General features: G+C 61.3%; 20 protein-coding genes. 8 read left to right on the forward strand and 12 right to left on the reverse strand.

The window, feature by feature from the left end; all coding sequences use genetic code 11:
• Nucleotides 1-76 precede the first annotated feature (76 nt).
• Complete coding sequence (locus ABQX22_RS12620; protein ID WP_349799939.1) at nt 77-733, reverse strand: HAD family hydrolase; 657 nt, start codon at nt 731-733, stop codon at nt 77-79.
• Between the two features lie 165 nt (nt 734-898).
• Here ABQX22_RS12620 and ABQX22_RS12625 point away from each other — a divergent pair, with 165 nt between their 5' ends.
• Both ABQX22_RS12625 and ptsP read left to right on the forward strand, forming a co-directional pair.
• Nucleotides 899-1,378 (forward strand): RNA pyrophosphohydrolase, encoded by a 480-nt coding sequence (locus ABQX22_RS12625; RefSeq protein ID WP_268799145.1) that lies wholly within the window; start codon nt 899-901, stop codon nt 1,376-1,378.
• A gap of 21 nt (nt 1,379-1,399) precedes the next feature.
• Nucleotides 1,400-3,679 carry a phosphoenolpyruvate--protein phosphotransferase gene (gene ptsP / locus ABQX22_RS12630; protein WP_349799941.1) on the forward strand — a complete coding sequence of 760 codons (2,280 nt, stop codon included), beginning with the start codon at nt 1,400-1,402 and terminating at the stop codon, nt 3,677-3,679.
• Between the two features lie 139 nt (nt 3,680-3,818).
• On the opposite strand, the gene ABQX22_RS12635 is transcribed toward ptsP, so the two are convergent.
• Nucleotides 3,819-4,565 carry an NRDE family protein gene (locus ABQX22_RS12635; protein ID WP_349799942.1) on the reverse strand — a complete coding sequence of 249 codons (747 nt, stop codon included), beginning with the start codon at nt 4,563-4,565 and terminating at the stop codon, nt 3,819-3,821.
• Nucleotides 4,566-4,788: 223 nt separating this feature from the next.
• On the opposite strand from ABQX22_RS12635, the gene lgt reads away from it, so the two are divergent.
• The 3 genes from lgt (at nt 4,789) to ABQX22_RS12650 (ending at nt 8,168) form a co-directional block, all read left to right on the forward strand.
• Nucleotides 4,789-5,601, forward strand: coding sequence for a prolipoprotein diacylglyceryl transferase (lgt, locus tag ABQX22_RS12640; protein WP_349799944.1), 813 nt, complete (start codon nt 4,789-4,791; stop codon nt 5,599-5,601).
• A gap of 58 nt (nt 5,602-5,659) precedes the next feature.
• Nucleotides 5,660-6,493, forward strand: coding sequence for a thymidylate synthase (locus tag ABQX22_RS12645; protein WP_349799946.1), 834 nt, complete (start codon nt 5,660-5,662; stop codon nt 6,491-6,493).
• A gap of 229 nt (nt 6,494-6,722) precedes the next feature.
• Nucleotides 6,723-8,168: a catalase gene (locus tag ABQX22_RS12650; RefSeq protein ID WP_349799948.1), complete on the forward strand. Its 1,446-nt coding sequence runs from the start codon at nt 6,723-6,725 to the stop codon at nt 8,166-8,168.
• A 62-nt stretch (nt 8,169-8,230) separates the two neighbouring features.
• Here the strand turns inward: ABQX22_RS12650 and ABQX22_RS12655 are convergent, their stop codons facing one another.
• Nucleotides 8,231-9,112: an acyltransferase gene (locus ABQX22_RS12655; protein ID WP_349799950.1), complete on the reverse strand. Its 882-nt coding sequence runs from the start codon at nt 9,110-9,112 to the stop codon at nt 8,231-8,233.
• A 192-nt stretch (nt 9,113-9,304) separates the two neighbouring features.
• On the opposite strand from ABQX22_RS12655, the gene rloA2 reads away from it, so the two are divergent.
• Nucleotides 9,305-9,805 (forward strand): retropepsin-like aspartic peptidase RloA2, encoded by a 501-nt coding sequence (gene rloA2 / locus ABQX22_RS12660; RefSeq protein WP_349799952.1) that lies wholly within the window; start codon nt 9,305-9,307, stop codon nt 9,803-9,805.
• Between the two features lie 135 nt (nt 9,806-9,940).
• Here rloA2 and ABQX22_RS12665 read toward each other — a convergent pair whose 3' ends face one another.
• The 5 genes from ABQX22_RS12665 to ABQX22_RS12685 all read right to left on the reverse strand — a co-directional run bounded on the left by ABQX22_RS12665 (nt 9,941) and on the right by ABQX22_RS12685 (nt 15,622).
• On the reverse strand, nt 9,941-11,254 hold the full coding sequence (locus ABQX22_RS12665) for an MFS transporter (protein ID WP_349799954.1): 1,314 nt from the start codon (nt 11,252-11,254) through the stop codon (nt 9,941-9,943).
• Nucleotides 11,255-11,511: 257 nt separating this feature from the next.
• Complete coding sequence (locus ABQX22_RS12670; protein ID WP_349799955.1) at nt 11,512-11,691, reverse strand: hypothetical protein; 180 nt, start codon at nt 11,689-11,691, stop codon at nt 11,512-11,514.
• Nucleotides 11,688-12,821, reverse strand: a complete 1,134-nt coding sequence (locus ABQX22_RS12675; RefSeq protein WP_349799957.1) for a PepSY-associated TM helix domain-containing protein — start codon at nt 12,819-12,821, stop codon at nt 11,688-11,690. Before ABQX22_RS12675 ends, ABQX22_RS12670 begins: the two co-directional genes overlap by 4 nt.
• A gap of 133 nt (nt 12,822-12,954) precedes the next feature.
• Nucleotides 12,955-13,674, reverse strand: coding sequence for a 3'-5' exonuclease (locus tag ABQX22_RS12680; RefSeq protein WP_349799958.1), 720 nt, complete (start codon nt 13,672-13,674; stop codon nt 12,955-12,957).
• A gap of 13 nt (nt 13,675-13,687) precedes the next feature.
• A complete protein-coding gene (locus tag ABQX22_RS12685; protein WP_349799960.1) occupies nt 13,688-15,622 on the reverse strand; it encodes a putative nucleotidyltransferase substrate binding domain-containing protein in 1,935 nt (644 codons plus the stop codon).
• 222 nt (nt 15,623-15,844) lie between these two features.
• Here ABQX22_RS12685 and ABQX22_RS12690 point away from each other — a divergent pair, with 222 nt between their 5' ends.
• On the forward strand, nt 15,845-16,291 hold the full coding sequence (locus ABQX22_RS12690; RefSeq protein WP_349799962.1) for a response regulator: 447 nt from the start codon (nt 15,845-15,847) through the stop codon (nt 16,289-16,291).
• Nucleotides 16,292-16,472: 181 nt separating this feature from the next.
• On the opposite strand, the gene ABQX22_RS12695 is transcribed toward ABQX22_RS12690, so the two are convergent.
• On the reverse strand, nt 16,473-18,650 hold the full coding sequence (locus ABQX22_RS12695; RefSeq protein ID WP_349799963.1) for a malate synthase G: 2,178 nt from the start codon (nt 18,648-18,650) through the stop codon (nt 16,473-16,475).
• A gap of 197 nt (nt 18,651-18,847) precedes the next feature.
• Between ABQX22_RS12695 and ABQX22_RS12700 the strand changes: the two genes are divergently transcribed.
• On the forward strand, nt 18,848-19,366 hold the full coding sequence (locus ABQX22_RS12700; RefSeq protein WP_349799965.1) for a glycine cleavage system protein R: 519 nt from the start codon (nt 18,848-18,850) through the stop codon (nt 19,364-19,366).
• 127 nt (nt 19,367-19,493) lie between these two features.
• On the opposite strand, the gene rarD is transcribed toward ABQX22_RS12700, so the two are convergent.
• The 3 genes from rarD to ABQX22_RS12715 all read right to left on the reverse strand — a co-directional run bounded on the left by rarD (nt 19,494) and on the right by ABQX22_RS12715 (nt 23,716).
• Complete coding sequence (gene rarD / locus ABQX22_RS12705; RefSeq protein WP_349799967.1) at nt 19,494-20,381, reverse strand: EamA family transporter RarD; 888 nt, start codon at nt 20,379-20,381, stop codon at nt 19,494-19,496.
• 222 nt (nt 20,382-20,603) lie between these two features.
• Nucleotides 20,604-21,578: a serine/threonine protein kinase gene (locus ABQX22_RS12710; protein WP_349799969.1), complete on the reverse strand. Its 975-nt coding sequence runs from the start codon at nt 21,576-21,578 to the stop codon at nt 20,604-20,606.
• A gap of 227 nt (nt 21,579-21,805) precedes the next feature.
• Complete coding sequence (locus ABQX22_RS12715; protein ID WP_349799971.1) at nt 21,806-23,716, reverse strand: PhoX family protein; 1,911 nt, start codon at nt 23,714-23,716, stop codon at nt 21,806-21,808.
• Nucleotides 23,717-23,720 lie beyond the last annotated feature (4 nt).

Genomic DNA, 23,720 nt, shown 5'->3' on the forward strand with positions numbered 1-23,720 from the left:
CATTCGCGGGCGAGCGCGCTCCTACAGTTTATTCGCGTTCCTTTGTAGGAGCGCGCTTGCCCGCGATAGCCTCACCTCAATCGCGCAACGAAATCACCGGCCACCCACGACGCGTAGCTTCAGCCAGCAGCTTTTCATCAGGGTCCACCGCCACCGGGTGGGTCACCTGCTCCAGCAGCGGCAGGTCATTCATCGAGTCGCTGTAGAAATAGCTGTCGTCCAGATTGAAGTTGTTTTCTGCCAGCCAACGGTTCAGGCGCGTCACTTTGCCTTCGCGAAAGCACGGCACGTCAACGGTCTTGCCGGTGTAGCGGCCTTCGATGACTTCACACTCTGTTGCCAGCAGCGTGTCGATGCCCATCCGCGCAACAATCGGTGCAGTCACAAAGCGGTTGGTCGCGGTGATCACCAGCAGTTTGTCGCCAGCGTCTCGGTGTTGGGCGATCAGCGCCATCGCCTTGGGCAAAATCATCGGTTCGACGCGTTCGCGCATGAACTCGCGGTGCCATTCGTCGAGTTGCGCTGTTTCCGTGCGGCCAAGAATCTCCAGGCTGAAATTCAGGTAGTCGGTCAGGTTCAGCGTGCCCGCCAGGTAGTCCTGATAAAAGGCATCGTTTTGTGCTTTATAAGCAGCACCGTCAAGGATGCCGCGCTCGCACAGGTAATCGCCCCAGGCATGGTCACTGTCGCCACCAAGCAGGGTATTGTCGAGGTCGAATAAAGCCAGGCGCATGCGGTTACTCGCTGAATTAACTAAAAAAAGAGCCCAAGAATACGAGGTTTATCCGCGACGCTGCATCTATTAATGCAGTTGTGCCAATAAGCTGCCCAAGGCGCGTTGCTGCCTTCACGATCTTTGTGGAACAATGCGCCGACATGCGTTTGCGAGGTTGTAGCCGTGATCGACCCCGATGGTTTCCGCCCTAATGTCGGGATAATTCTGACGAATGATGTTGGCCAGGTCCTATGGGCTCGGCGTATCAACCAAGATGCCTGGCAGTTTCCACAGGGGGGGATCAACCCTCAGGAGACGCCGGAAGACGCGCTCTACCGTGAATTGAATGAAGAAGTCGGGCTGGAACGGCACGATGTTGAAATTCTTGCCTGCACCCGCGGTTGGTTGCGCTATCGTCTGCCGCAACGTCTGGTCCGCACCCACAGCCAACCGCTGTGCATCGGTCAGAAACAGAAATGGTTTCTCCTGCGCCTGATCTCCAACGAGCAGCGGGTGCGGATGGATTTGACCGGTAAACCGGAGTTCGATGGCTGGCGCTGGGTCAGTTATTGGTACCCGTTGGGCCAGGTGGTGACATTCAAGCGCGAAGTGTATCGACGCGCACTTAAAGAGCTTGCCCCGCGCCTGTTGGCGCGCGACTGACACGGAGTTCGACCCCGAGCCATGCTCAATACGCTGCGCAAGATCGTCCAGGAAGTTAACTCCGCCAAGGATCTCAAGGCGGCGTTGGGGATTATTGTGTTACGCGTCAAAGAGGCCATGAGCAGTCAGGTGTGCTCGGTCTATTTGCTCGACCCCGAATCCAATCGTTTCGTGCTGATGGCCACCGAGGGCTTGAACAAGCGCTCCATCGGCAAAGTCAGCATGGCGCCCAATGAAGGCCTGGTCGGTCTGGTCGGCACTCGCGAAGAACCGCTTAACCTCGAAAACGCCGCTGATCACCCGCGTTACCGCTACTTCGCTGAAACCGGCGAGGAACGCTACGCCTCCTTTCTAGGCGCCCCCATCATTCACCACCGTCGCGTGGTCGGGGTGTTGGTCATCCAGCAAAAGGAGCGCCGTCAGTTCGACGAAGGGGAGGAGGCCTTCCTCGTGACCATGAGCGCCCAGCTCGCCGGCGTTATCGCTCACGCTGAAGCCACCGGCTCGATCCGGGGGCTTGGGCGTCAGGGCAAGGGCATTCAGGAAGCCCGATTCGTCGGTGTACCCGGCTCGCCAGGCGCTGCGGTGGGGATGGCCGTTGTCATGCTGCCGCCGGCCGACCTGGAAGTCGTCCCCGACAAGACCGTTACCGACATTCAAGCCGAACTCAAGCTGTTCAACACCGCGCTGGAAGGCGTGCGCAGCGACATGCGTACCCTTTCGGCGAAGTTGGCCACGCAATTGCGCCCGGAAGAGCGCGCGCTGTTCGATGTTTACCTGATGATGCTCGACGATGCCTCCCTGGGCAGCGAAGTGACCAATGTCATCAAGACCGGCCAATGGGCACAGGGCGCATTGCGCTCGGTGGTCAACGAGCACGTCAAACGCTTCGAGCTGATGGACGACGCCTACCTGCGGGAGCGCGCCTCGGACGTCAAGGACCTCGGCCGCCGTTTGCTGGCGTACCTTCAGGAAGCGCGCCAGCAAACGCTGGTGTACCCCGAAAACACGATTCTGGTGAGCGAAGAACTGACGCCAGCGATGCTCGGCGAGGTGCCGGAAGGCAAGCTGGTCGGTCTGATTTCGGTTCTTGGTTCGGGCAACTCCCACGTCGCGATCCTGGCCCGGGCGATGGGTATTCCGACGGTCATGGGCGTGGTGGACCTGCCGTACTCCAAGGTTGATGGCATTCAGCTGATCGTCGACGGCTATCACGGCGAAGTGTTCACCAACCCCAGCGAGATCCTGCGCAAGCAGTACTCGGTGGTGGTCGAGGAAGAGCGTCAGCTGTCCCAAGGCCTTGAATCGCTGCGGGAGTTGCCGTGCGTGACGCTGGACGGCCACCGCATGCCGTTGTGGGTCAACACCGGTTTGCTGGCCGATGTGGCGCGCGCTCAACAGCGCGGCGCCGAAGGTGTGGGCCTGTACCGCACCGAAGTCCCGTTCATGATCAACCAGCGCTTCCCCAGCGAAAAAGAGCAGCTGGCGATCTACCGTGAGCAGCTTGCTGCGTTCCATCCGCTGCCCGTGACCATGCGCACGCTGGACATCGGCGGTGACAAGGCGCTGTCGTACTTCCCGATCAAGGAAGATAACCCGTTTCTCGGCTGGCGCGGCATTCGCGTCACCCTTGATCACCCGGAAATCTTCCTGGTGCAGACCCGCGCGATGCTCAAGGCCAGCGAAGGCCTGAACAACCTGCGGATCCTGCTGCCGATGATTTCGGGCACGCATGAGACCGAAGAGGCATTGCACCTGATTCACCGGGCCTGGGGCGAGGTGCGCGATGAAGGCACCGACGTGCCGATGCCGCCTGTGGGCGTGATGATCGAAGTGCCCGCGGCGGTGTATCAAACCCGTGAGCTGGCGCGGCAGGTGGACTTCCTGTCCGTCGGTTCAAACGACCTGACCCAGTACCTGTTGGCGGTGGATCGCAACAACCCGCGTGTGGCTGATCTCTACGACTACCTGCACCCGGCGGTGTTGCAAGCGCTGCAGAACGTGGTGCGCGACGCCCACGCCGAAGGCAAGCCGGTGAGCATTTGCGGCGAGATGGCGGGTGATCCGGCCGCTGCCGTGCTGCTGATGGCCATGGGATTCGACAGCTTGTCGATGAACGCCACCAACCTGCCGAAAGTGAAGTGGATGCTGCGCCAGATCCACCTGAGCAAGGCCAAGGAGCTGCTGGCGCAGTTGATGACCAACGATAATCCGCAGGTGATCAACAGCTCGCTGCAACTGGCGCTGCGTAATCTCGGGTTGTCGCGGATGATCAATCCGGGGTCCGTTAAGGGCCACTGATTCCCGCTTATCTTAAGACAGTCGCCGTCACCTGTAGGCGTGAGCTTGCTCGCGATGGCGTCATGTCAGCCACATTCCTGACATCTGGCACACCGCAATCGCGAGCAAGATCACTCCTACAGAGGCCCCTCCGCGCAGGTCAGATACCCAGCTCAACTTCTCCCAACCGCCCTCCATACGGCCCGAAGCTGTGTTCGATCAGCTGTCGACGGCCGTCTGCATTGACGATCAACACCGTGCTGGCGCGGGTCCCGTACGTGGGGCTGGCGATGAAAACGCTCGACAGCAACGTTTCAGTCGCCAGGCCAACCCCGGTCTCGGGCAAATCGGCAACCGGCGCTACGTCAGCGTCCGCCAGGAAATCAAACAGCCTCGCCGGCTGCGGGTCATTCAACTGCGCGCTTAACGCCGCCTTAGCCTTGACCAGCTTGGGCCACGGCGTGTCGAGGCCGGCGTTGGACACGCCATACACGCCTTCACTCAACGGGCGCGGTACCGGATCGATGGCGCTGAGGAAATACAGCTCTTCTCGGTTGCCCACCAACAGATTAAAGCCGCCGTATTCTCCGGCTCGGTCAGCCACCGCCAGCAAGTACTCATCCATCGACAGGTCGTTGGTCAGAAACTGAGCAACCAGTTCGCCCCGTGAACGTCTGCCCAGCGGTTGATCCGGATTCCGGATATTGGTCAGCGCGGCAAATCGCCCGTCAGCGTTGATGCCAAGCCAGGTGCCGCCGGCTTCCAGGTCACGCCCGGCGTACACCTGCGGCGCATCCTTCCACTGTGCCAGGGGCTGTGTCGGGCGTGCATAAAACTCGTCGCGGTTGGCGGCCAGCACCAGGGGTTGCGGGTGGGACGGACGCCAGGCGAATACGATCAGGCACATGCAGGACTCCTTTTTCGCCACTGTACCCAGTCATCGGGCGGACATCCATCGCACGCCGCTAGAGCACAGCGTCGTGCTTCCGGTAACATGCCGGACTGTTTTGAAGAGCGCCCGTGATCAGGCAACGCCCGTTCGCATTGATGCCGGTGGTCGCGGGCAGGCGTTTTCTGATTTGATCCCGTTTTGTCTTGTCGCTCGCAGAGCGTTTCACTAAGGAGTCGCAATGCTGCCTTACCCGCAGATTGACCCGGTAGCGGTTGCCATCGGCCCACTGCAAATCCACTGGTACGGCCTGATGTACCTGGTCGGTATCGGGAGCGCCTGGTTTCTTGCGTCCCGTCGTCTGGATCGTTTTGATCCGACCTGGACCAAGGAAAAGCTCTCGGACATGATCTTCTGGGTCGCCATGGGGGTCATCGTCGGCGGGCGATTGGGCTACGTGCTGTTTTACGACCTGCCCAACTACATCGCCAACCCGCTGCTGATCTTTGAAGTCTGGAAAGGCGGAATGGCGTTCCACGGCGGCTTCATCGGCGTGATGATCGCGACCTACTGGTTCGGCAAGCGCAACGGCAAGTCCTTCTTCCAGCTCATGGACTTCATTGCGCCGATGGTGCCGATCGGTCTGGGCGCCGGGCGCATCGGCAACTTCATCAACGCCGAGTTGTGGGGCAAACCGACTGACCTGCCGTGGGCCATGATCTTTCCGCCGTTCAGCGACCCGGCCCAGCTGCCGCGTCACCCGTCGCAGCTGTATCAGTTTGCGCTGGAAGGCGTTGCCCTGTTCCTGATCCTGTATTTCTACTCGCGTAAACCGCGCCCGACCATGGCCGTGTCCGGCATGTTCGCGCTGTTCTATGGCATCTTCCGTTTTGTGGTCGAGTTCGTCCGCGTGCCGGATGCGCAACTGGGCTATCTGGCCTGGGGCTGGCTCACGATGGGCCAGGTGCTCAGCCTGCCGATGATCGTCGCCGGGCTGATCTTGATCTGGTTGGCGTACCACCGCGACCCCGCAGCCCGCAACGCGACCGTTTAATACTGAGCCGCCGGACGTGACTGTCCGGCGCTTCATCGATACAGAGAGGCCCCAGGGCATGAAGCAATACCTTGAACTGCTGCAGGACGTCGTTGATAACGGCACGCGCAAGGGCGACCGCACCGGCACCGGCACCACCGCTGTGTTCGGTCGCCAGTTTCGCCACAACCTGGCCGATGGCTTCCCGCTGCTGACCACCAAGAAGCTGCACTTCAAGAGCATCGCCAACGAGCTGATCTGGATGCTCAGTGGCAACACCAATACCAAATGGCTCAACGAAAACGGCGTGACCATCTGGGATGAGTGGGCCACCGAAGAGGGCGATCTTGGCCCGGTCTACGGCGCGCAGTGGACCGGCTGGCCGACCAGGGATGGCGGCAAGATCAACCAGATCGACTACATGGTCGATTGCCTGAAGAACAACCCCAACAGCCGGCGGATTCTGTTCCACGGCTGGAACACCGAATACCTGCCGGACGAAAAACTCTCGCCGCAGGAGAACGTCAAGGCCGGGCGTCAGGCGTTGGCTGTCTGCCATTTGCTGTATCAGGCGTATGTGGCCGACGGCAAACTGTCGATGCAGTTGTATATCCGCAGCTCCGATGTGTTCCTCGGTCTGCCGTACAACACGGCGGCATTGGCGTTGCTGACCCACATGCTGGCGCAGCAATGCGACCTGATCCCCCACGAGATCATCGTCAGCCTGGGCGACACCCATGCCTACGCCAACCATGCCGAGCAGATCGCGACCCAGCTGACCCGTACGCCGAAGAAGCTGCCGACGCTGAAGATAAATCGTCGTCCCGACAGCATCTACGACTACCGCTTCGAGGATTTCGAAATCGTCGGTTACGACGCTGACCCGAGCATCAAGGCGCCTGTCGCGGTTTGATCGGCATGTGAGCTGCGTCAGGAATAAAGAGGCGGGCCTTAGGGCTCGCCTTTTTATTTGCCTGGACTATCACCTACACGCTGGCTCATTGAGTACGCCTATCTCTCTGGTATGCAGTGCCAATGAGCTATGTGCCACCTTTTTGCATATCGTTGCCGCCATCGACAAGACAACGGGCTGGTTGAGATGGCCTTCCCGGATGAATGTTTTACCTGTGGAGACAACGCGCATGAACAACAAATTGACGACCGCTTCCGGCGCCCCGGTGGCCGATAACCAGAATATCCAGACAGCCGGCCCGCGTGGCCCAGCGCTGCTGCAAGATGTCTGGTTCCTGGAAAAACTGGCGCATTTTGACCGCGAAGTGATCCCTGAGCGCCGCATGCACGCCAAAGGTTCCGGCGCGTTCGGCACCTTCACAGTGACCCACGACATCACCCGATTCACCCGTGCCAAAATTTTCTCCGGCATCGGCAAGCAGACCGAAATGTTCGCGCGCTTTTCAACCGTCGCCGGTGAGCGCGGTGCGGCAGACGCCGAGCGTGATATTCGCGGCTTCTCCTTCAAGTTCTACACCGAGGAAGGCAACTGGGACATGGTGGGCAACAACACACCGGTGTTCTTCCTGCGCGACCCGCTGAAGTTTCCCGACCTCAACCACGCCGTCAAACGCGACCCCCGCACCGGCATGCGCAGCGCTGAAAACAACTGGGACTTCTGGACCCAGCTGCCGGAGGCCTTGCACCAGGTGACCGTGGTCATGAGTGATCGGGGTATCCCGCGCAGCTACCGCGAGATGCACGGTTTTGGCAGCCACACCTACAGCTTCCTCAATGCCCAGCACGAGCGTTTCTGGGTCAAGTTCCACTTCGTGTCGCAGCAAGGCATCGCCAACCTGACCGACGCCGAAGCCCAGGAACTGGTCGGCCGTGATCGCGAATCGCACCACCGCGATCTGTATGAAAGCATCGAGAGCGGCAACTTCCCGCGCTGGAAGCTGTTCGTGCAGATCATGCCGGAGAAGGATGCGGGCTCGTATCACCTGAACCCGTTCGATCTGACCAAGGTCTGGCCGAAAGCGGACTACCCGTTGATCGAAGTGGGCGTGGTCGAGCTGAACCGCAACCCTGAAAACAACTTCGCTGACGTAGAGCAGTCCGCGTTCGCGCCGTCCAACGTCGTGCCGGGCATCAGCTTCTCGCCGGACAAGATGTTGCAGGGGCGTCTGTTCTCCTACGGGGATGCGCAGCGCTACCGTTTGACCGTCAACCACCACCAGATCCCGGTGAACTCGCCGCGGGCCGCGCTGCACGTCAACAGCTATCACCGCGACGGCGTGATGCGGGTCGACGGCAACCGTGGCGGCATGACCTCGTACGAGCCGAACACCAAAGGCGCGTTCCAGGAGCAACCGGACTTCAGGGAGCCACCGCTGTCCATCGAAGGCGCGGCGGACCACTGGAATCACCGGGTGGATGATGACTACTACTCGCAGCCCGGCGATCTGTTCCGCCTGATGGCGCCCGCGCAGCAACTGGCGTTGTTCGAAAACACCGCCCGTTCACTGCAAGGTGTGTCGGCGCCGATCATCCAGCTGCACATCGATCACTGCAGCCTGGCCGACCCCGCCTACGGCGAAGGTGTCGCGGCGGCGGTGGAGCGGATTCACCCCTGACCCGCGCTGAAACGAAGCAGCCCCCGGTCCACAAGACCGGGGGCTTTTTTATGGGCGAGGGGCTATTCGTTGCGCAGCCGGGCGATGCGTGCGCACTTCTCTTGCCACAGCGTGTTCACCCAGTCCTGCACCTGTTCGCGAAACGCCGGGTCGTTTTCGTAATCGCCTTGCCACAGGGCCGGGTCAAGTTCGCGGGTCTGGATGTCGATGATCACGCGCGGCACCTGCCCGCATAACAGGTCCCAAAACCCAGGTATCCGCTCCTGTGGATAAACCACGGTCACGTCGAGAATCGCGTCCAGCTGTTCGCCCATGGCGGCCAGGACAAAAGCCACGCCGCCCGCCTTGGGCTTGAGCAAATGCGTGTAGGGCGAGTTCTGCTCGGCCTGTTTGGCCGGGGTGAAACGCGTGCCTTCCAGATAATTCACCACCGTGACCGGCTGGCGCTTGTACAGCTCGCAGGCCGCCTTGGTGATCTCCAGGTCCTGGCCTTTGAGCTCCGGGTGCCTGGCCAGAAATGCCTTGGTGTAGCGCTTCATGAACGGGTAATCCAGCGCCCACCACGCCAGGCCCAGGAACGGCACCCAGATGAGTTCTTTCTTCAGGAAGAATTTGAAAAACGGCGTGCGTCGGTTGAGGGTTTCGATCAGCGCGGGGATGTCGACCCAGGACTGATGGTTGCTGATGACGAGATACGAAGTGTCGTCACGCAAGCCATCGTTGCCGCGGATATCCCACTGGGTCGGGATGCACAGCTTGAAAATCAGCTTGTCGATCTCGGCCCAGGTCTCGGCGATCCACATCACCGCCCACGAGCATCGATCACGCATTTCGCCCTGGAACACCAGCTTGAGCAGCGCGAACACCATCAACGGCCCGAAGAACACGAGGGTGTTGAGCAGGAGCAGCAGGGTGACGAACAGACCGGTTAACAGGCGACGCATAGAACGACTCGAAAGGCATGAGGGCGCGCAATGATAGTCAGCAATGCCCGCGACGCCAAATCCACCAGTCGATCACGCACCTTTCACGCCGTTGCAGGTACAGTCGGCTTCTTTTTCGCGAGCGAACGAAGTGCGGGCTTGCGGTCTAAATCGGGCTCATGCCCGGCTCATCTCTTTCGAGGAACCTGTTACGTGAAATCTCTTCTGGCGCTCCTTTCCCTGCTGGCCTTGCCTGTCATGGCCGCCGAACCCACGCTGTATGGCCGCTACGAATATATTCAGGTGTCTGAATTCGGTGAAACCTTCAAGGCCAAGATGGACACCGGCGCCCTCACGGCATCGCTGTCGGCCAAGGACATCGAACTGTTCAAGCGCGATGGCGATGACTGGGTACGCTTCCGTCTGGCCACCAAAGATGCCAGCAGCAAAGTGTACGAGCACAAGGTGTCGCGCATCAGCCGCATCAAGGGCCGTGCCGACGGTGACGATGACGACGAGCTGGTCGATCCGACCAAACGCCCGGTGGTGGATCTGGAGTTATGCCTGGGGGACGTGAAACGCACGGTCGAGGTCAACCTGGTCGACCGCAGCCACTTCAACTACCCGCTGCTGATCGGCGCCAAGGCGTTGCGTGAGTTCGGCGCCGCGGTGAACCCGGCCCGGCGTTACATCGCGGACAAGCCTGATTGTTGATTGCCGGATTGTGAGCGACACAAACCTGTAGGAGCTGCCGAGGCACGAAGGCTGCGATGGGGTACATCTGACACACCGCAATCGCAGCCTCGCACGGGCTCGTCAGCTCCTACAGGTTGTTGGCAAATCGCTCCGTCAGGTCGTCGGCAAACCGTCCGCCTGATGCGCCGAAGGGCCCGTGGCATTGGCGGTGTCCAGGGGTGTGATCAACGGCTTGGTCACGAACCAGATGATGATCGCCGCGACGATGTCGAAGGCAGCCAGCGCTACGAACAGCGGGCTGTAGCCGACTTTGGTGACCATGATCCCGAGCACCAGCGTGAACAGCGCCGCGCCGATGAATCCGCACATCCCGCCCAGTCCCGTCGCAGTGCCGACTTCGTTTTTCCCGAAGGAGTCCGACGTGATCGAGTACAGCGCGCCCGACAGCGTCTGGTGCGCAAACCCGCCCGCGCACAGCAGCGCGATGGCCATGTACGGACTGTCCACCAGGCCGATGCAGCCCGGGCCGATCATGCACAGCGATCCCAACACCATCACCATCTTGCGCGAGGTCAGCAGCGAGACCTTGAAGTGCTTGTAGAAGAACGGGCTGAGGTAGCCGCCCAGGACGCAGCCGATGTCCGCCGCGAGGAACGGCAGCCAGGCGAACATGGCGATTTCCTTGATGTTCATGTGGCGTTCGGTCATCAGGTACAGCGGAATCCACGCGTTGAAGGTCTGCCACGCCGGCTCTGAGAGCATGCGCGCCGAGGCGATGGCGTAGAAGTTGCGGGTGCCGACGATTTTTTTCCAGCTGGCGCGCTGAGTCGGGGCGTCCTTGAGGTGGTTTTCCTGGCCGGCGAGGATGTAGTCGCGTTCTTCGTCCCCCAGTAGGCGTTGATTGGTGGGGTGCTTGTACAGCAGCAACCACATGGCGCTCCAGACCAAACCCAGCACGCCGACGAGGATGAATGCCACTGGCCAGCCGCTGTGCAGGATCGCCCAGACCACCAGCGGCGGCGCGAGCAGCGCGCCGACGGACGAGCCAATGTTGAACCAGCCAATGGCGACCGAGCGCTCCTTGGCCGGAAACCATTCGGTGGTGGCCTTGATCGCCGCCGGGAAACCCGCCGCTTCAGTGATGCCCAGCAGACCGCGCAGAAACGCCAGGCTTTGCCATCCGGTCGCCATCGCCGCGCCGGCGCAAACGACCGACCAGGACACGGCGAAGATCGCAAAACCGATCTTGGTGCCGATGGCATCAATCACGTACCCCGCCACCGGCTGCATGAAGGCGTAGCCCATCTGCCAGGCGATGACCACGTGCGAATACTGTTCGGTGGAAATATCGAGCTCGGCCATCATCGTTGGCGCGGCAACGGAAAGGGTGTTGCGAGCGAGGTAGTTGACGATCAGACCGCCCATAATCAGCGCGACCATCCACCAGCGGATGCCTTTGATTTTCATCGAGACCACTCATTTGAATTGTTGTTATAGGCGGCGATCGTTATACGTCGTCGTATGACTGGATTTAGTCAAACTCACGTTTTGTTGTCAATTGAAATAGCTTTAATTGGGGGATGTATTTCAATATGTAACTGGCGTGTAACGAGGGGTGGAATCATCTTCAAACTGAAGGAGCGAACTTGTTCGCGAAGCGATCTGGCTGACACACCGCGTAACGCGCTTCGCCAGCGCGTCGGCTCCTACAGGGTTGTATGAACCTAAGCGCTGCGACGCACCATCAAGCCCTTCGCGCTGAGCACCGCCGGAATCGTCATCCCCAGCCACGCCAGCGAATCCCACCAGCCATCCCCCAGCAATGCGGCGAACAGGCCTGCGCCTGTCAGTACGGCAATCCAGGTGGGATGGGCGAACACTTTCCAGAACGTCGAGCGTTTCAACGGGCGACCTCGGCGTGCGGGAGTCTGGCCGGTGCAGCGGCCCGACGTCTGACCCACCACAGGTACACGCCGCTGCCCAGCACGATGATGGTCAACACATCCAGCAACCCCCACAGAATTTTCATCGGCATGCCGCCGTAATCGCCGAAGTGCAGCGGCTGCGACAGGCTCATGGCGTCCATGTACCAAGGCCGCGCCACCACAGCGGTGACGCTCAGGTCCTTGGCGTCGATCAACACCGGGGTCAGCAAATGCGAGGTCAGGTGGGTATTGCCCTTCATGAACACGGTGTAGTGGTGCTCGCTGGAAAACCGGGTGCCGGGGAAGGCAATGAAGTCAGCCTCCGAGCCCGGCACCGCGCGCTCGGCAATCTCCAGCAGGTGAGTGGCAGGTGCCCGTTGCACCAGCGCAGGAGCGTCTTTGTACGGAGCGATCAACGCCGTCATGCTCTCGGCGCGCCACGCCGAGATCAGCAGGTCGGCGCAGGCGCTGATGACACCGGTCACCCCCACCACCAACGCCCAGGTCAGGGTCACGACCCCGATCAGGTTGTGCAGATCCAGCCATCGCACGCGGCGGGATTTATTCGGCCGCACGGTGGCAAATTCAAGCCGGCGCATGAACGGCGCGTACAGCACCACGCCCGAGACAATCGCCAGAACAAACAGAAAGCCCATGAACGCCAGGAACAGTTTGCCGGGCAGCCCTGCGTACATGTCCACGTGCAGCCGCAGCATGACCATCATGAAACCGCCGTTGGCCGACGGCGTCTCGAAGGCTTCGCCGGTGCGCGCATCGAGCATGAAGGTGTGGGACTCATTGGGATCGCCGCCGGCCGTCGCGCCCATGATCGCGAACACAGAATTCGGATCATCGTCGTCGCTGCCGTAGTACTGCATCACATCGCCCGGCCGATGGGCTTCGGCGGCGGCCACCAACTGCTGCAGATCCAGCCGCGGGGTGTCGGCGGGCATGGATTTGAGTTCAGGCGCGTCGCCCAGCAGGTGTTCGATCTCGTGATGAAAGACCAACGGCAAACCCGTCACCGCCAGCAAGAGCAGAAAGACCGTGCAGATCAGGCTGGTCCACGTATGAATAAAAGACCAGCGGCGAATGGTTTGGCTTTTCATGACGTTCAGGTATCCGAGTGAGCGCAAAGCAAAAGGGCCCCTGCTTGGCAGTGGCCCTTGTTTCGGCTTCGCGATTCTAAGCGATTCCTATTTGTAATTCACACCGGTGAGCGATGCGTCAGCGCAGCTTTCGTTAGAACGAATGGGATTTCTGCCGCCTGCGCCATTGGCTCAGTTGCTGATCCAGCCGCGCGGGGCTGTCGATGTCCTGGCGGCGCGCGTGGCTGAACAGAATCAACGCCAGTTCTGCCGTGACCATCGCATCGGCGCTGGCGTGATGACGCTCCTCGGCGTGCAGGCCGAAAAACCCTGTCCAGTCATCTAGGCCGGCCTGGCGAAAGGTGGCCTGCGGGCACAGCATCGGTGCCATTTCAGCGACATCGAAGAAGTGATGCTGCAGGCGATAGCCCAGGCTCTCCTTGAGCGCCCGCCCGATCATGTGCTGATCGAACGGCGCATGAAACGCCAGCACCGGGCTGTCGCCCAGAAATTCCATGAAATCCAGCAGCGCCTCCACCGGTTCCGTACCCGCGGCAATCGCGCTTGGCCCCAGACCATGAATCAGCACGCTGGGGTTGAGCTTGTGGTCGGTGCGCAACAAGGTGCGCTCGAACTGCTGGGCGAAATCGATCGCGCCGTCTTCAATGACCAGCGCGCCAATGGACAGCACCTCGTCGCGGCTCATGTTCAAGCCGCTGGTTTCCAGGTCCAGCACCACCCAGCGCTGATCACGCAGCGGCTGTTCGCTGAGGGGTTTGCTGCGGGGCAATTGCGTCAGCCGCACCAGTTGGCGCGGCGTCAGCGCCTGGGGTTGGGGGCGTTTGGGTGGCCGGAGCCATTCGAACAACTTCATCGGGATCGGGGATTCACAGTTGATAACGCAGGGTCAGGCTGCTTTGCAGGCGCTGCGCCTGGCGGAAGGATTCACGCAGGATTCGCCGATCCAGATGATTAAGCACGTCCGGATCGATGCGATTGGAGTACGGCAGGTGTTGGCGGCTCTGCTGCTGGTGCTGCTGCATGCGGGTTTGCTGAATGAAGTGATAGGCCTCTTCATAAGCAGCTCCGTCCAACGGGTCAATCACCTGTTTGGCCACCAGTTGCCGCAAGCGCTCCAGGGTGTTGTTGGCGGCGATGCCGTTGGCCAGGGCCAGCAGCCGCGCGCCGTCCACGAAGGGGGTCAAGCCTTGGGTCTTGAGGTCCAGCGTGTCTTTTTCGCTGCCTTTGCGCGCCACCACGAAGTCTTTGAAACGCCCAACCGGCGGGCGCTGGCGCAGGGCGTTACCGGCCATCATTCGTTGGAACAGCTGGTTGTCGGCCACTTGATCCAGAAGGCTGCGCCGTAATTGCTCGCCCGCGCTGTCATCGCCCCACACCACGCGCAGGTCGAAATAGATGCTCGAGGACAGCAGATTCTCCGGCGTGGCTTCGCGAATGAACGCGCCGAAGCGTCGCGCCCATTCAACCCGCGACAGGCACAGCTCCGGATTGCTGGCCATGATCCGGCCCTTGCACAGCGCAAAGCCGCACAACGCCAGGCTTTGATTGATGCGTTCGGCGATGGACAGCAGACGACCACGAATATGCGCAGCCTCGGCCGCGTCCCCGGCCTCGAACAGAATGCCGTTGTCCTGATCGGTGTACAGCGTCTGTTCGCGACGGCCTTCGCTGCCGAAGCACAGCCAACTGAATGGGATGCCGGGGTCGCCGGTTTCTTCCAGCGTCAGTTCGATGACCCGGCAGACCATGTGATCGTTGAGCAGCGTGATGATTTGGGTGATCTGCGTCGAGGACGCGCCGTGGGCCAGCATGCGGTCCACCAACTGCACGATGTCGCCGCGCATGTTGCTCAAGGCGTCGATGCGCGGTGCGGTACGAATGGTTCGCGCCAGATGCACCAGGTCCACGCGCTGCAGGGAAAACAGGTCGCGCTCGGACACCACGCCGCACAAGCGCTGATCCTTGACCAGGCACACATGCGCGATGTGCCGCTCGGTCATCGCAATGGCGGCGTCGAAGGCGCTGGCGTCCGGGCTCAGGTAAAACGGCGCCTGAATCATGCTGCGTTCGATGGGCTGGCCGAAATCCGCGTTGACGTCGGCCACCACCTGACGCAGATCACGTAGGGTGAAAATCCCCAGCGGCGCCTTCGCCTCATCGACGATGACGATGCTGCCCACCTGCTGCTCATCCATCAGCTTGACCGCGTCACGCAGCGGCATTTCCGGCCCGCAGGTTACGGGGTGACGCATGGCCAGTTCGCCCAGGCGGGTGTTCAGCGAGTACTGGGTGCCGAGGGTCTCCACCGCCTTCTGCTTGACCTCCCGGTTGACCTGATCGAGCAGGCTGCTGACCCCGCGCAGGGCGAAATCCCGGAACGGGCTGGAGAGGGCGAAGAGCTTGATGAACGCCTGCTTGTTGAGCTGCAGGCAGAACGTGTCCTCGGCGGCCAGGTGCTCGGTGCGGGTCGCGCGTTCACCGAGCAATGCAGCCAGCGGAAAGCATTCGCCGGTGGTGATTTCAAAGGTGGTTTCGGTGCCGCCCTTGGCCGAATGCGGACGCTCGCCGACGACTCGACCTTGTTTTACGATATAGAAATGCTCTACTGGCCCATCGCCAGTCTTGATGATGCTCTCATCCGTAGCGTAGAAACGCAGCTGGCATTGTTCCACCAGGTACGCCAGGTGAGCGTTTTCCATCTGGTTGAACGGCGGGAATTTCTGCAGAAATTGCATCGTGCCGTGGATGTTCTGCAACACGGCTGTTTTGCCTGCCTGGGTGAAAGCGTCCGCTTTGCTCATGACTCACACCGCTTGTTGTTATGAGCACCATGGTCGACCGCTTGCCCGGCAGTGCCCATTGGACGTAAGTCTTAGGCGATGAAAAGGCTAGGTGGCCCTCGATGGGTGATGTAAAACCGGTGACGGACATAAGCCGGGAAGGTGACGCGAGGCAGGACGCCGTGGGTATGCAGCAGAGTCGTATCCGCTGTCAGAATTTAGTCGACGGGAAGTGAGACGGATATGTTGGATCATGACATTTTGAGCGATGAAGAGCGCGAAGCCCTCAACGAGGTGATGTTCGCGCCACCGTCGCAGTCGCCACAACGGGTGCTGATCGTTGATGACGATAAGGATGCCCGGGAGTTGCTCGCTGAAATTCTCAGTCTCAGCGACATCAGTTGCATCACCGCCGCAGGCGGCAACAGCGCGATGCACTTGCTGGAAACACTGCCTTCCATTGGCCTGCTGATCACCGACCTGCGCATGGCGCCGTGTGACGGCCTGGACCTGATCCGCAAGGTGCGCGACTCCGACCGCGCCGCGTTGCCGATCATCATCGTCTCGGGCGATGCCCACGTGCGGGATGCCATCGATGCCATGCACCTGAGCGTCGTGGATTTTCTGCTCAAACCGATCAATACCAAGCAGCTGCTCAAGCTGGTGCGGCGGGAGTTGGGGGCGGCGTGATGCTACGCCTTTGAAATCGGCAACTGTAGGAGCGCGCTTGCCCGCGATTGCGGTGTGTCAATCGCTAAGAGTGTGTCTGACCCGGCGCAATCGCGGGCAAGCGCGCTCCTACAGTGGAGAGTGTTGTAATTAAAAAGGCGGCGTGTCGTGAGACGCGCCGCCTTTTTGTTTGCCGGGTCGGTTACGACCCGTTCCTGGCCTTGAACTCCCGACGGCGGCGGTGCAACACCGGCTCGGTGTAGCCGTTAGGCTGTTTGGTGCCTTCGATCACCAGTTCCACCGCAGCCTGAAACGCGATGTTGCTGTCGAAGTCAGGCGCCAGCGGACGATACAGCGCGTCGCCGTCGTTCTGACGATCCACCACCGGCGCCATGCGCTTGAGGCTGTCCATCACCTGTTGCTCGTTGACCACGCCATGGCGCAGCCAGTTGGCAATGTGCTGGCTGGAAATACGCAGCGTCGCGCGGTCTTCCATCAGCCCGACATCATTGATGTCCGGCACCTTCGAGCACCCCACGCCCTGATCGATCCAGCGCACCACGTACCCGAGGATGCCCTGGGCGTTGTTGTCCAGTTCGTTCTGGATGTCTTCCGGCGTCCAGTTCGTGTCCGGCGCCAACGGGATGGTCAGAATGTCATCGACCGACGCCGCCGGGCGCTGGGCCAGTTCAGCCTGACGCTTGAAGACATCGACCTTGTGGTAGTGCAACGCGTGCAGCGCCGCAGCGGTAGGCGAGGGCACCCATGCCGTGTTGGCGCCGGCCAGTGGATGAGCGATTTTCTGTTCCAGCATCGCCGCCATCAGGTCCGGCATCGCCCACATGCCTTTACCGATCTGCGCGCGCCCTTGCAGGCCGCACTTCAGGCCGATATCGACGTTGGAGTTTTCGTAGGCGCCGATCCACTTCTCGGCCTTCATCTGCGCTTTGCGCACCACCGGACCGGCTTCCATGGACGTGTGGATTTCATCACCGGTGCGGTCGAGGAATCCGGTGTTGATGAACACCACCCGCTCGCTGGCGGCCTGGATACAGGCCTTGAGGTTGACCGTAGTGCGGCGTTCCTCGTCCATGATCCCGACTTTCAGCGTGTTACGCGGCAGGCGCAGGACTTCTTCGATGCGCCCGAACAGCGTGTTGGTGAACGCTGCCTCTTCCGGGCCGTGCATCTTCGGTTTGACGATGTACACCGAGCCGGTGCGGCTGTTGCTGCGGGTGCTGCTGCCATTAAGGTTGTGGATCGCGGCGAGGCTGGTCATCAGGCCGTCGAGAATGCCTTCCGGCACCTCGTTGCCCTGGTTGTCGAGAATCGCATCGATGGTCATCAGGTGGCCGACGTTGCGCACGAACAGCAGCGACCGGCCATGCAGTGTCACCGGTTCGCCAGTGGGCGAGGTGTACACACGGTCGGCGTTCATGATGCGCGTGAAGGTGGTCCCGCCCTTGGCCACGTCTTCGGCCAGATCGCCCTTCATCAGGCCCAGCCAGTTGCGGTAGACCAGCACTTTGTCATCGGCGTCGACGGCGGCGATGGAGTCTTCGCAGTCCATGATGGTGGTCAGCGCAGCTTCCATCACCACGTCTTTCACGCCAGCGGCATCCGTCCGGCCGACGGGGCTGGACGCGTCGATCTGGATCTCGAAATGCAGGCCGTTGTGCTTGAGCAGTACCGAGGTGGGCGCCGAGGCGTCGCCCTGGAAGCCGATCAGTTGCGCGTCATCGGCGAGGCCGGAATTGCTGCCGCCCTTGAGGGTGACCACCAGTTTGCCGTCGACCAGTTTGTAGGCGGTGGAATCGACGTGGGAACCGGCGAACAGCGGCGCGGCCTCGTCGAGGAAGCTGCGGGCAAAGGCGATGACTTTGTCGCCCCGGACCTTGTTGTAGCCTTGGCCTTTCTCGGCACCGTCGGCCTCGCTGATGGCGTCGGTGCCGTACAGCGCGTCGTACAACGAGCCCCAGCGGGCGTTCGAGGCGTTGAGCGCAAAGCGCGCATTCATCACCGGGACCACCAACTGCGGGCCGGCCATGCGGGCGATTTCTTCGTCGACGTTTTGCGTGGTGATCTGAAAGTCCGCCGCCTCGGGCAGCAGATAGCCGATCTGTTGAAGGAAGGTTTTGTAGGCCGGGGCGTCGTGGGGCTTGCCGGCGTTGGACTGATGCCAGGCATCGATCTGGGCCTGGAGCTCATCACGTTTGGCAAGCAGAGCCTTGTTCTTCGGCGCCAGCTCGTGAATGAGCGTGTCAGCACCAGCCCAGAACCCAGCGGCATCGAGGCCGGTTCCGGGGAGGGCTTCGTTGTTCACGAAGTCCAGCAAAACTTTGGCGACCTGAAGGCCACCGACTTGAACGTGCTCGGTCATTGCTTGCCTCACTCTGCTTGGCTATCGGCGCTTCAATTGGGCGCACTTTTTTATTCAGGGTTGGTAGTGGATGCGGCGCAATCCTACCTCATGAGTTGTAGCGTGAAAATGAGACACAAGGCGTTGCCTATACTTTCGCGACAGCAGCGGCGCCGGTTGTGCCAGACTGCCGAAACGCAATAAGTGAGGAAATGACTGTGGATCATCTCGTTGTCACCGTTTTTGCCCCCGACAAACCCGGCCAGGTCGAGCAAATTGCCGGCTGCATCGCCCGCCACGGCGGCAATTGGCTGGAAAGTCGCATGACCCACATGGCCGGGCACTTTGCCGGCATCCTGAGGCTGAGCGTCCCCGCCGAGTCCCGCGAAGAACTCATCAACGCGCTTGAAGCGTTGTCCAGAGACGGCATCCGTACTCAGTTTGCCGAGAGCGGTAGCGATAATGCCGGCACCTACACGCCCATCAGCATGGAACTGGTCGGCAATGACCGGCCGGGCATTGTGCGGGACATCACCAAATTGCTGACCGGGCAGGGCGTCAACGTCGAACGCCTGACCACCGACGTGTCCCCCGCGCCCATGAGCAGCGAGACGCTGTTCCACGCCAATGCGTTGCTGGGCGTGCCGACCACGCTGTCGCTGGAAGTCCTGCAAAAGCACCTCGAAACCCTGGCCGATGATTTGATGGTGGAGTTGGTGCTCAAGTCGCAAGACTGAGGCTTATGCTGGAATCGCTATGCCCTGTAGGCGTTGACGACCCTGGAGGAGGCTGCGATTGCGATGTGTCAGATGTACCGCATCGCAGACTCCCTCAGGGTCGTCAGCTCCTACAAAAAGCGGGCTGTCATGTCCGCCTACGCAAACTTATCCACGCATCAACGCTGTAAATCACCAGTCCGGTCCAGATGAAGGCAAACGTCACGATGGTGCTGGGCGCCATGTGTTCGCCGTACACCAGCACGGCCAGGCTCAGCACCAGAGTGGGCGCGATGTACTGCAGAAAGCCCAGCGTCGCGTAGGGCAAATGCCTGGCCGCTGCGTTAAAAGACACCAGGGGCACCAGCGTTATCGGCCCGGCCGCTGCCAGCCAGATCGCTTCTCGCGTGGTCCAGAATTCGCTTTGAGCGCTGTGGGCCATGGGGTTAAGCAGCAACCAGCCAATGGCAAACGGCACCAGAATCCAGGTTTCCACCACCAGCCCCGGCAACGCGGCGACCGGCGCCTGTTTGCGAATGATCCCGTAGAAGCCGAACGTGAACGCCAGCGCCAGGGAGATCCACGGCAGGCTGCCCACTTGCCAGACCTGCTGCGCCACCCCGACCAGCGCGAACATCACGGCGACCCATTGCAGCCGCCGCAAGCGTTCGCGCAGCAGCACCATGCCCAGCATCACGTTGATCAACGGATTGATGAAGTAGCCGAGGCTGGCCTCCACCATGTGGTTGTTGTTCACGGCCCACACGTAGATCAGCCAGTTGGCCGCGACCAGCGAACCGCTGAGGGCCAGCACCGCGAACCGCTTGGGGTTGTCGCACAGTTCCTGCCACCAGCCGGGGTGTTTCCAGACCAGCAGCAACGCCAGGCCAAACACCGCCGACCAGATCGCCCGGTTTACGATGATTTCGATCGCCGGAACGCTGGAAAGGAGTTTGAAATAGAGTGGGAACAATCCCCAGGTGATGTAGGCGCTGAGCCCAAGAATGTACCCGCGACGCGGGTTGGCGGCTTGCATGTAAAGTCCTGTGGCAGGTTTTTGTTTTTGGTGACGATGTGGTCTGCTTCGGCCCGGAGGGCGTGGGAGCTTGGCTTGCCAGCGATCTGGCGCGTAGCGGCAGTAAATCCAGTTGACGGGTCCTGCCTGACACACCGCGGTTGCAGCATTTACGACCGGTTCCCGGCCGATCGCTGGCAAGCCAAGCTCCCACGCCCTCCGGGCAGAATCCTTCTCAAACATTCAAAACAGCTTCAACGGCTCCTCGTTGAGTGCCGACAATTGCTCGCGCAGCGCCAGCACCTGATCGCCCCAATAGCGTTCTGTGCCGAACCACGAAAAGCTGTGAGGAAACGCCGGATCGTCCCAGCGGCGGGCCAGCCAGGCGCTGTAGTTCATCAGGCGCAGGGCGCGCAGCGGTTCGATCAGCGCCAGTTCGCGGGGATTGAAGTCGTGGAACTCATTGTAGCCGTCCATCAATTCCGACAGCTGACTCAGGCACTCATGGCGATCACCGGCGAGCATCATCCAGATGTCCTGCACCGCAGGCGCCATGCGGCTGTCGTCCAGGTCAACGATGTGGAAGATGTCGTCGCGGGTCATCATGTTGCCAGGGTGGCAGTCGCCATGGACGCGGATGTTCTGGTGCGGCGTGGCAGCGTAGACGTCTTCCACCCGCTTGAGCAGATCCCGCGCCACGGATTCATACGCCGGCAGCAGGCTGCGGGGGATGCAGTTGTTTTCCAGCAAATAGGCCAGCGAATCATGACCGAAGTTTTGCACCCCGAGGGCTTCGCGGTGCTCGAAGGGCTTGATGGCCCCGACAGCGTGGATGCGTCCGAGCAATTGGCCCAGGCGATATAACTGATCGAGATTGCCTGGCTCAGGCGCCCGCCCGCCGCGACGGGGGAAGAGGGTGAAGCGAAAGCCTGCGTGTTCGAACAGGGTCGCACCGTTGTGCGTCATCGGCGCGACCACCGGAATGTCCACGCCGGCCAGCTCAGCGGTGAAGCTGTGTTCTTCGAGGATGGCCTCGGTAGTCCAGCGCTGGGGGCGATAAAACTTGGCGATCAGCGGCTGATCGTCTTCGATTCCCACCTGATAGACGCGGTTCTCGTAGCTGTTGAGCGCAAGGATACGGGCGTCGCTGACAAAACCGATGCTTTCGACGGCATCCAGCACAAGGTCAGGCGTGAGTGTTGCAAACGGGTGGGCCATGCTTACTCCTGCGCGCAGCAGGCTGCCGCGTCGGGCCCGTCATGGTAACTCAGGCGGGTAACCCTGACACAATGCGTTACGCCTATCGCGAGCAAGCTCCCTCCCACATGACATGCGTGAGCCTGTAGGAGCGCGCTTGCCCGCGATTGCGCCAGATCAGACGCTGTGTTCATTGCCTGGCACACCGCAATCGCGGGCCAGCGCGCGCCTCCAGAGGCACTGAGCTATCAAGCCCCGACAATCCCGCCATCGTCCCGCGTGATCACCATCACCGACGACCTCGGCTTGCCGTTGGGCAGGTGCTCGGGGAAGGTCGAGCCGCCATTTTCGCCGGGGTGCTGAATACCCACGAACAGCGCTTTCTGGTCCGGCGCAAAGCTGATGCCGGTCACCTCGCAGCCCACCGGACCGACCATGAAACGCCGGATCTCACCGCTCGCCGGGTCGGCACACAGCATCTGGTTGTTGCCCATGCCGGCGAAATCCCCGAGGTTGGTCGAGTCACCGTCCGTCAGGATCCACAGCCGGCCGCCCTTGTCGAAACCCAGGCCGTCCGGGCTGTTGAACATGTTCTGCGGGCTGATATTGCCCGAGCCGCCCTGCGGTGTGCCGCTGTGAACACCCGGATTGCCCGCCACCACGAACAGATCCCACGTGAACGTCATGGCTGACGCGTTATCGGCGTCTTCACGCCAGCGCAGAATCTGACCGTACTGATTCTTCGCCCGCGGATTGGGCCCGCCCACCGGCTGACCGTCGTCACCGCGCTTGATGTTGTTGGTCAGCGTGCAATACACCTGGCCGTCCTTGGGGCTGACGACGATCCATTCCGGCCGGTCCATGCGCGTGGCCTTCACCACGCTGGCTGCCATCCGTGCATGAATCAACACCTCGGCCTGGCTGGCAAACCCGCTGCTGGCGTCGATGCCGTTCTTGCCGAAGGTCAACTCAACCCACTTGCCGTGGCCCTTGGGGTGATCGGCGTGGCTGTCGCCGTCATCGAACTGCGCCACGTACAACGTGCCGTGGTCGAGGATGTCGCGATTGGCCTTGGGGTTGCGGTGGTCGATCTTGTCGCGGCTGATGAACTTGTAGATGAACTCGCCGCGCTCGTCGTCGCCCATGTACACCACTGCGCGGCCGCCCTTGGTCTCGGCCAGTGCGGCGTTTTCATGCTTGAAACGGCCCAGCGCGGTGCGTTTGACCGGCGTGGATTTGGGATCGAACGGGTCGATTTCCACCACCCAGCCATGGCGGTTGTACTCGTTGGGGTTCTTCGTGAGGTCGAAGCGCGGATCGTGGGGGTGCCAGTTGACCTCTCTGCTGGCCGGAAGCACGCCGTAGCGTTTGGCGGCGGCGTCCAGCGCGGCAGGGTCGGTGCTGCCGAAGCAGTCAGTGAAGTTCTCTTCGCACGTCAGATAGGTGCCCCACGGCGTCTTGCCGTTGGCGCAGTTCTGGAAGGTGCCGAGCACGTTGCGCCCGGTGGTGTCGGCGGCGGTTTTCAACAGCTCGTTGCCCGCCGCCGGCCCGCTCAGGTGGATCAGGCTGTTGCCGTGGATGCGGCGGTTGTATTTGGAGCCCTGCACAAACGCCCACTGGCTGCCTTCGCGCTTGACCTCGATCACCGACACGCCTTCGGACGCCAGCGCCTTGCGCACGTCTTCGGCCGATTGCGGGTTCTGCCCGTGATCGAACAGGTAGCGGTAGTTGGTGTACTCGTTATTGATTGCCATCAGGGCGCGGCTGGCGGTGTCGGGGCTGTCGCCGGGGAAGGTGAACAGGCTCATGCCGTCGTTGTTGTCGCCGAACTGCAGGGCTTGATCGTCGGCGCTGCCTTTGCCGCTCGGGTCGAACGCGGGGCCGTCGGTGTGCAACGGTTGTCCCCAACTGATCAGCACCGACGATGTGTAGCCAGGCGGCAGACTGATGCTGTCGGCGGTGGCGGCGGGAATACTGCCGAAACCCAATAACGTGCTATTGGCGGCCTGAACACTGGCGGCCAGCACGCTGCGGCTGAGCAGGTCGCCGCCCAGGAACATCGCTGCGCCGCATAACGCGCCGGCGCTGATGAAACTGCGGCGGGTCAGGCCGACCATGTTTTCGAGGTCTGTGGGCTGATTGTCTTTTAGGCGTTTCATCACG

Source organism: Xanthomonas sp. WHRI 1810A (genome assembly GCF_040202885.1).
Classification (GTDB): Bacteria; Pseudomonadota; Gammaproteobacteria; order Pseudomonadales; family Pseudomonadaceae; genus Aquipseudomonas.